The sequence below is a fragment of the Pseudomonas sp. genome, from assembly GCF_030147005.1.
Taxonomy (GTDB): domain Bacteria; phylum Pseudomonadota; class Gammaproteobacteria; order Pseudomonadales; family Pseudomonadaceae; genus Aquipseudomonas.
The window spans coordinates 1-8,655 of sequence record NZ_JASLAW010000189.1; the positions used below are offsets into that span (position 1 = coordinate 1).

The 8,655-nt window shown below is 61.2% G+C and carries 5 protein-coding genes; 3 read left to right on the plus strand and 2 right to left on the minus strand.

Annotation, left to right across the window (positions count from 1 at the left end; translation table 11 throughout):
* Positions 1 to 697: 697 nt before the first annotated feature.
* A complete protein-coding gene (locus Q1V60_RS17600; protein WP_300632912.1) occupies positions 698 to 1,861 on the plus strand; it encodes a type III PLP-dependent enzyme in 1,164 nt (387 codons plus the stop codon).
* A gap of 70 nt (positions 1,862 to 1,931) precedes the next feature.
* On the opposite strand, the gene Q1V60_RS17605 is transcribed toward Q1V60_RS17600, so the two are convergent.
* Positions 1,932 to 2,681: a tetratricopeptide repeat protein gene (locus tag Q1V60_RS17605; protein ID WP_300632913.1), complete on the minus strand. Its 750-nt coding sequence runs from the start codon at positions 2,679 to 2,681 to the stop codon at positions 1,932 to 1,934.
* Between the two features lies 1 nt (position 2,682).
* Positions 2,683 to 3,363, minus strand: a complete 681-nt coding sequence (locus Q1V60_RS17610; protein ID WP_300632914.1) for a Fe2+-dependent dioxygenase — start codon at positions 3,361 to 3,363, stop codon at positions 2,683 to 2,685.
* Between the two features lie 205 nt (positions 3,364 to 3,568).
* Between Q1V60_RS17610 and Q1V60_RS17615 the strand changes: the two genes are divergently transcribed.
* Together Q1V60_RS17615 and Q1V60_RS17620 are read left to right on the plus strand one after the other, a co-directional pair.
* Positions 3,569 to 5,857 (plus strand): TonB-dependent siderophore receptor, encoded by a 2,289-nt coding sequence (locus Q1V60_RS17615; protein WP_300632916.1) that lies wholly within the window; start codon positions 3,569 to 3,571, stop codon positions 5,855 to 5,857.
* A 124-nt stretch (positions 5,858 to 5,981) separates the two neighbouring features.
* A complete protein-coding gene (locus Q1V60_RS17620; RefSeq protein ID WP_300632918.1) occupies positions 5,982 to 8,504 on the plus strand; it encodes a sulfite reductase flavoprotein subunit alpha in 2,523 nt (840 codons plus the stop codon).
* Positions 8,505 to 8,655: the final 151 nt, after the last annotated feature.

The window sequence follows — 8,655 nt, forward strand, 5'->3', positions numbered from 1 at the left end:
TGGCTGACCTTCATCCAACACCATGCTGGCGGCCTTAAGCTTGAACTCACTCGAATAAGATTTACGCATATCCAAACACCTCAAATTTGGGCGCTATCATAGCGCCCGAATGAAGTGTCCAAAATCATTAGGCCAGTTCAAGCTTGCTCCCGCTGGGCCGCGAAGCGACCCCAGAAAATGGGACTGCTGCGCAGTCCAGCGGGAGCAAGCTCCCTCGCCACGGTAAAGCGCTCCTCCTTAACTGACTGGCATTAGGGCTTGCCCGCGAACGCGGTCTGTCGGTCAATCCTTATGTGACCGATACACCACATTCGCGAGCAAGCCCGCTCTCACAGTTGGACCTGCTGTCTGTCCGGGAAGCACCTTCAATTTCCTCCTCCGGGGAACATCAATCCGTCACACCGGTCGGTTACATAAGTAGCTGCACGCGGCCGCGCGACGAACGCGTGCACAAACGCGACATTTTTAGTTGATCCCACGCCCATCAAGCCCTAAAGTTCGCGCCGAACGTCCATGCTGGAAACGATCCATCCGGCTCAAGTACTGACGACGAGACAGCAAGGCCAAGGGCAGCGTATCCCATGGCCTTTTTGCTTTCGGCGACATGCCTTGGGAAGTAGGCGAACCAAAGTGGGGATACGGAGGACGTTCATTTGCACCCATTGCTAATTTCAGTTTGCCCCTAGGAGTTCCCAGCATGTCGATCAACGTCGAAGATTATTTCGCGCGCGCCACCTTTGACAAAATGAAGGCGTTCGCCGACAAACAGGAAACCCCGTTCGTGGTGATCGACACCGCGATGATCAGCCAAGCCTACGATGACCTGCGCGCCGGTTTCGAATTCGCCAAGGTGTATTACGCGGTCAAGGCCAACCCGGCCGTCGAGATCATCGACCTGTTGAAAGACAAGGGGTCGAGCTTCGACATCGCCTCGATCTACGAGCTGGACAAGGTCATGGACCGCGGTGTCAGCGCCGACCGTATCAGCTACGGCAACACCATCAAGAAATCCAAAGACATCCGCTACTTCTATGAGAAGGGCGTGCGCCTGTTCTCCACCGACTCCGAAGCCGACCTGCGCAACATCGCCAAGGCCGCGCCGGGCTCGAAAGTCTACGTGCGCATCCTCACCGAAGGTTCGACCACGGCTGACTGGCCATTGTCGCGCAAGTTCGGCTGCCAGACCGACATGGCCATGGACCTGCTGATCCTCGCCCGTGACCTGGGCCTGGTGCCCTACGGCATCTCGTTCCACGTCGGCTCGCAACAGCGCGACATCAGCGTATGGGACGCGGCGATCGCCAAGGTCAAAGTGATCTTCGAGCGCCTGAAGCAAGAAGACGGCATTGAGCTGAAGCTGATCAACATGGGCGGCGGCTTCCCGGCCAACTACATCACCCGCACCAACAGCCTGGAAACCTACGCCGAAGAAATCATCCGCTTCCTCAAGGAAGACTTCGGAGACGACCTGCCGGAGATCATCCTGGAGCCGGGCCGTTCGTTGATCGCCAACGCCGGCATCCTGGTGAGTGAAGTGGTACTGGTTGCACGTAAATCGCGCACCGCCGTCGAGCGTTGGGTGTACACCGATGTGGGCAAATTCTCCGGCCTGATCGAAACCATGGACGAAGCCATCAAGTTCCCGATCTGGACCGAGAAGAAGGGCGAGATGGAAGAAGTGGTCATCGCCGGTCCTACCTGCGACAGCGCCGATATCATGTACGAAAACTACAAGTACGGCCTGCCGCTGAACCTGGCGATTGGTGATCGTATGTACTGGTTGTCGACCGGTGCGTACACCACCAGCTACAGCGCGGTTGAGTTCAACGGGTTTCCGCCGTTGAAGTCGTTTTACGTTTAAAAGCAGCAGCACGTTTTAAGCTACACGCTACAAGAAAAAACCCATGACATGTCATGGGTTTTTTCATGCCTCAGGAAAGGCTCAAAGCGCGCTGTTGATAGGCATCGGCCATGGCGCGAATCTGCGGGTCATTCGCCACCGCCAACGTCTTGTGTGCCGTTTGCAGAAACCGGCGGTTCCCACCCGCCAGCGCTTTGCGCAGCAACGCCAGGGCCGCCTCGATCTGGCCGCTGTCGGCGAGTATCGCCGCATAGCTGAATTGCCCACGAAAATCCCCGGCTTTGGCAGAGCGTTGGTACCAGTCAACAGCCGCTTCAATATCCCTCGGGCAATACTGTCCCTCTTCCAGATAACGCCCCACCAGGTTCATCGACTTGGCATGGCCCTGTTCTGCCGCTTGGCGATAGAGCGCCAGCGCCTGGGCCTGATCTTGCGCAACGCCACGGCCGGTCGCCAGCAGGTTCGCGTAGTTATATTGTGCCCAATCGAGCCCCGCCTCTGCCCCGCGTCGATACTCCCCAGCAGCCGCCACTTCGTCCACGTCGCAGCCCCAACCATGCTCCAGGCATCGCCCAATCATATTGCGCGCCATCAGATGCCCGCCCTGCGCCGCGATCCGAAACCAGCGCAGCGCCAGCGCTTGATCGCGTGCGATGCCGCGCCCTTCCAGCAGGATTTGCCCGAGCAAGGCCTGGGCATCGACCACGCCTTCCCTGGCCGCGATCAGGATCGCCTGGGCGGCGCGCACCGGGGAATCATCGAGCATCGATTGCAATTGCTCGACATTGAGCACCTCCTGGCGACGCAACAAAAAACCCATCTCAGATCTCGACCCAGCGACGCAACAAGTTGTGATACGTGCCGGTAAGCTGGATCAGCGCCGGATGGTCAGGGACGTCGCGGGTCAGTTGCTGGATGGCGCCGTCCATTTCGAATAACAGGGTGCGCTGGCTGTCTTCGCGCACCAGGCTCTGGGTCCAGAAAAACGAGGCATAGCGCGCGCCGCGCGTCACCGCGTTGACTTTGTGCAGGCTGGAGCCGGGGTACAGCACCATGTCGCCCGCAGGGAGCTTGACTCGCTGAAGGCCGAAGGTGTCCTGGATTTCCAATTCGCCGCCGTCGTATTCGTCGGGGTCGCTGAAGAACAGCGTGGACGACAGGTCGGTGCGCACCCGCTCGTGGCTGCCTTTGGGTTGGCGCACAGCGTTATCGATATGAAAGTCGAAACTGCCGCCGGCGGTGTAACAGTTAAGCAACGGCGGAAATACTTTGTGAGGTAACGCGGCTGACATAAACAGCGGGTTGTTCCACAAGCGCTCCAGCATCGCCGCGCCGACTTCCTTGGCCAACGGATGGCCTTCCGGCAGTTGCAGGTTGTGCTTGGCCTTGGCGGATTGATGCCCGGCGGTGACTTTGCCGTCGGCCCATTCGGCCGCTTCCAGGGCTTGGCGAATGCGCTGCACTTCCTCGCGAGAGAACAGGCCGGGAATATGCAGCAACATGGGGCAATACCTGTAATCAGAGAGGCGCCAATGGTATTGATGCTTATCCTCCCTGTAAAACGCCGGGACGAACGAGACCGTAAAAACCGTAAGCAAAAAGTGTAAAGAATGTAAATTCGATGCGAATAGCAATGTATCGCAATTGATAGAAAGTCTTGTTAGCCCTATATTCCGCGACCTCACATCCTTGGGGAAAGGACACGTCATGTCGCGCACCACACCAACAACAACCGCCAGTTTACCACGCATGCTGGCCTCGGCCATCGGCGTTGCTCTCAGCGCCAGCTCTGCCGCTCACTTGGCGCAGGCGGCTGAAAACACCGAACGACAAGGCGAGCGCAACCCTATCTCCCTCGGCGCCACCAACATTACCGGCCAGGAGCAGGACACCACCTCCTACCAGGTGGAAAAAGCCGCTTCGCAGAAATACACCGCGCCGCTGGTGGACACGCCGCGCTCGGTCACCGTGGTGCCGCAGCAAGTACTCAAGGACACCGCCGCCACCTCGCTGCAAGACGCCTTGCGTACCGTACCGGGCATTACTTTCGGCGCCGGAGAAGGCGGCAACCCCCAGGGCGACCGTCCGTTCATCCGTGGTTTCGACGCCCAGGGCGACACCTACCTGGACGGCGTGCGCGATACCGGCGGCCAGAGCCGTGAGATCTTCGACATTGAATCCATCGAAGTCAGCAAGGGCCCGAACTCGTCCTTCGGCGGTCGCGGCTCCGCCGGTGGCAGCCTCAACCTGGTGAGCAAAACCCCGCAAGCGCGAGACTTCACCAATGCAGGCTTCACCTACGGGTCCGACCAGACCCGCCGCTACGTGCTCGACGTGAACCGCCAGTTCCTCGACGACAGCGCTGCATTCCGCTTGAACCTGATGAGCCACGAACAAAACGTGGCCGGGCGCGATGCGGTCAATTACGACCGTTGGGGCGTGGCGCCGTCGCTGACCTTTGGCCTGGGCACCCCGACCCGCGTCAACCTCAGCTACTACCACATGGAAAGCGACGACCTGCCGGATTCGGGCATCCCCTACGGCTACGGCAACAACGGCGCGCGTACCGCCCATGTGCATGACAAACCCATCGACGGCGGCGACAGCAATAACTTCTACGGTTTGAAGAGCCGCGACTTCCGCAAGACCCGCGCCGACATCAGCACGTTCTCTATCGAGCACGACCTGAACGACAACATGACGCTGAAAAACACCCTGCGCCATGGCAGCACCGGCCAGGACTACGTATTGACGCAGCCTGACGACAGCCAGCACAACGTCAACCAGTTCGGCACCGTATGGCGCCGCGCCAACAGTCGCGTTTCCACCACCACCACGACCACCAACCAGACCGACCTGTTCGGCAGCTTCCAGGCGCTGGGCTTCAAGCACAGCTACTCCACCGGCCTGGAATTCACCGGTGAGGAAACCCGCGTCAGCGGCTACACCGTCAGCCCCAACACCAACCCGGTTTGCACCGTGGCCAAGGGCAGCCTGGGTGGCCAGTGCACCTCGCTGAGCAACCCGAACCCGGACGATGCCTGGAACGGCAGCGTCGCGCGTAACTACAACGGCACCAACACCAAGGCCACCAGCCGCGCCGCCTATGTGTTCGACACCATCGAGCTGGACCCGAAATGGCTGCTGAACGTGGGCCTGCGCTACGACACCTTCGACACCGAGGCCAACGCCAACGCCGTCGCCGGGCGCAGCAAAATCAAGGATGACAGCCAGTTCTTCAACTGGCAGGCGGGCCTGGTGTGGAAGCCGCTGGACAACGGCAGCGTCTACGCCTCCTACGCGACGTCGGCCACCCCGGCCGGTGGGCTGGTGGGTGAAGGTGCCGACGGCAATCCGCTGTCTGCCGGTGCCGCCGCCAGCGACCTGCAGCCGGAAGAAACCGTCAACTATGAGCTGGGCACCAAGTGGGACCTGTTCCACGACCGCCTGTCCCTGACCGCTGCCGTGTTCCGCACCGAGAAGAAAAACACCCGCATCCTGGTCGACGCCCTCACCTACGAGAACGCCGGCGAATCCCAGGTCGACGGTATCGAGTTGTCCGCCAGCGGCAAGCTGACCGCACACTGGCAAGTGTTCGCCGGGTACACCTACCTGGACAGCGAACTGGTCAAATCCGGTCTCAATGGGCGTAACGGCGTAGTGAGCGCAGGCTCCAACAAAGGCAACCAGATGCCCAACACGCCGAAGAACTCGTTCAGCCTGTGGACCACCTACGACATCACGCCAAAACTGACCATCGGCGGCGGCGCTTTTTACGTCGACGAGGTTTACGGCGATGCGGGCAACACCGTGTACGTGCCCTCCTATACCCGCTACGACGCCATGGCCAGCTACAAGCTGACCAAGAACGTCGACCTGCAGCTGAACGTGCAGAACCTGACCGACAAAACCTACTACGACAAGGCCTTCTCCACGCACTTCGCCAACCAGGCGGCCGGTCGTACGGCGCTGTTGACCACCAGTTTGCACTTCTAAACCCGGCCGACGTTCAACCAAAAGCCCCACGCATCGGATGCGCGGGGCTTTTGCGTGTTTCTCGGCAACTCACGGCATAATGCGCGCCGTGACATTTATATCCAGCTAAGCGAGGCGCTCCGACGTGTTGAAGAAAACCCTGTTCCAGTTGCATTGGTTCTTCGGCATCACGGCCGGGCTGGTGCTGGCCTTGATGGGGGTCACCGGGGCGGCGTACTCGTTCCAGGATGAAATCCTGCGGGCACTCAACCCCACGGTATTGAGCGTGCAAAAACGCGAAGCCGGTGTGCTGCCGCCTGCCGAGCTGGTGCGCAAGCTGGAAGCCGCTGAAGGCAAGAGCGTCGCGATGCTCTGGGTGGAGAACGACAGCGGCAACGCCGCCCGTGTGTTCTTTACCCCGCCGCCAGGTGAGCGGCGTGGCCAGATGCGTTACTTCGACCCGTATACCGGCGACTACATGGGCGACGCCGTCGGCCAGGATGTATTCGGCTTCATCCTGCAGTTGCACCGCTTCCTCGCCGTCGGCGACACCGGGCGCAATATCACCGGCGCCTGCACCCTGATCCTGCTGTTTTTCTGTCTTTCCGGGCTGTACCTGCGCTGGCCGCGCCAGGTCAAAAACTGGCGCGTGTGGTTGACCCTGGACTGGCGCAAAAAGGGCCGCAGCTTCAATTGGGATTTGCACTCCGTGTTCGGCACCTGGTGCCTGCTGTTTTACCTGCTCGCGGCACTGACCGGGCTGTATTGGTCCTACGACTGGTACAACCGTGGCGTGACCCACCTGCTGTCCGATGCGCCGCAAAACGAGCGCATGCGCAAGCGCGGCCCACCGCCCGCTGGCCCTGCTCCGGTGGCCAACTACGACGCCATCTGGAGCAGTATCTACAGCACCGCAGGCCCCGGCTTGAGTGCCTATAACATCCGCATGCCCGCCGTCGCCGGGCAACCGGCCACCGTGTATTACCTGCTGGACAGCTCGCCCCATGACCGCGCGCTGAACCAAATCAACCTCGACCCGGCCACCGGCGAGGTCAACGCCCATGACCGTTACGCCAGCAAGAGCCTGAAGGCGCAATTGTTGACCAGTGTCTATGCGCTGCACACCGGCAGTTATTTCGGGCTGGTCGGGCGAATCGTTCTCACGGTGAGCTCGCTGCTCATGCCTTTGTTCTTTATCACCGGCTGGCTGCTGTACCTGGACCGTCGTCGCAAAAAACGGCAGGTGCGTGACGCTCGCAAGGGCTTGGTTGCCAGCCACAGCGACGCGCCGGCCTGGTTGATCGGCTTTGCCAGCCAGAGCGGTTTTGCCGAACAGTTGGCCTGGCAAACCGCCGGGCAATTGCAGGCCGCCGGGCTTGGGGTGAAGGTGCAGCCCTTGGGCAGCGTCAGCCGCGACGACCTCAGCCAGGCGCAACATGCATTGTTCGTGGTCAGTACCTTCGGCGACGGCGAAGCCCCCGACAGCGCCCGTGGGTTTGAGCGCAGCGTGCTTGGCCAGGAGGTCTCCCTCAAAGGCTTGAACTACTCGGTGCTGGCCCTGGGCGACCGGCAGTACGAGCACTTTTGCGGCTTTGCCCGGCGCCTGCACTTCTGGCTGACCCATCAGGGCGGCAACCCGCTGTTTGCCCCGGTAGAAGTCGACAGTGGCGACCCAGAGGCCTTGCTCACCTGGCAACACCAGTTGGGCCAGCTTACGGGCCACACACCGGCAGCGTGGCAAACGGCCCAGTTTGAACACTGGACCCTGAGCCAACGCACCCTGCTCAACCCTGGCAGCGTCGGCGCACCGGTGTACCTGTTGGGCCTCACACCGCCCTCGGCCGCCAGTTGGCTGGCCGGAGACCTGGTGGAAATCCTGCCGCGTAATGGCCCGCGGGCCGTTGAGCATTTCCTGGAAGGGCTGGGCCTGGCCGGCAGCGAAGGCGTGTTGATCGACGGCCTGGCGCAAACGCTCAACCAGGCCCTGGCCACGCGTCAACTGCCGGATAACCGTACGCACTTGGTCGGCCTGCACGCCCAGGCACTGGTCGATGCGCTGATACCGCTGGGCATGCGTGAATACTCCATCGCCTCGATTGCCAGCGACGGTGTGCTGGAGCTGATCGTGCGCCAGGAGCGTCATCCGGATGGCAGCCTGGGCCTGGGCTCCGGCTGGCTGACTGAGCATGCCGTCATCGGCTCGGGCATCAACCTGCGCGCGCGTCGCAACAGCGGCTTCCATCTGCCCGCTGAACCGGTGCCGCTTATTCTGCTGGGCAACGGCACCGGCCTCGCCGGCCTGCGCAGCTTGCTCAAGGCGCGCATTGCCGACGGTCAGCCGCGTAACTGGCTGCTGTTCGGCGAACGCAACATCGCCCACGACTACCTGTGCCAGGCAGAACTGCAAGGCTGGCTGGCCAGTGGTGATCTGGCCCTGCTGGACCTGGCGTTCTCACGGGATCAGGAAGAAAAAATCTACGTGCAGGACCGCCTGCGGGAATCGGCGCAAGTGCTACGCAAATGGCTGGCCGATGGCGCGGCGATTTATGTGTGCGGGAGTTTGCAGGGCATGGCGACCGGCGTGGATCAGGCGCTGGTGGATATCCTGGGCAGTGAAGCGGTGGAGCGCTTGATTGAGCAAGGCCGTTATCGCCGGGATGTCTACTGATTACCTGAAGGAACAAACATCCAAATGTGGGAGGGGGCTTGCCCTAATGCCGGTCAGTTAAGCGCTAAAGCAGAAAAACCTGCGACCTGTGGCGAGGGAGCTTGCTCCCGTTGGGGCGCGAAGCGGCCCCAAAAATGGGACTGCTACGCAG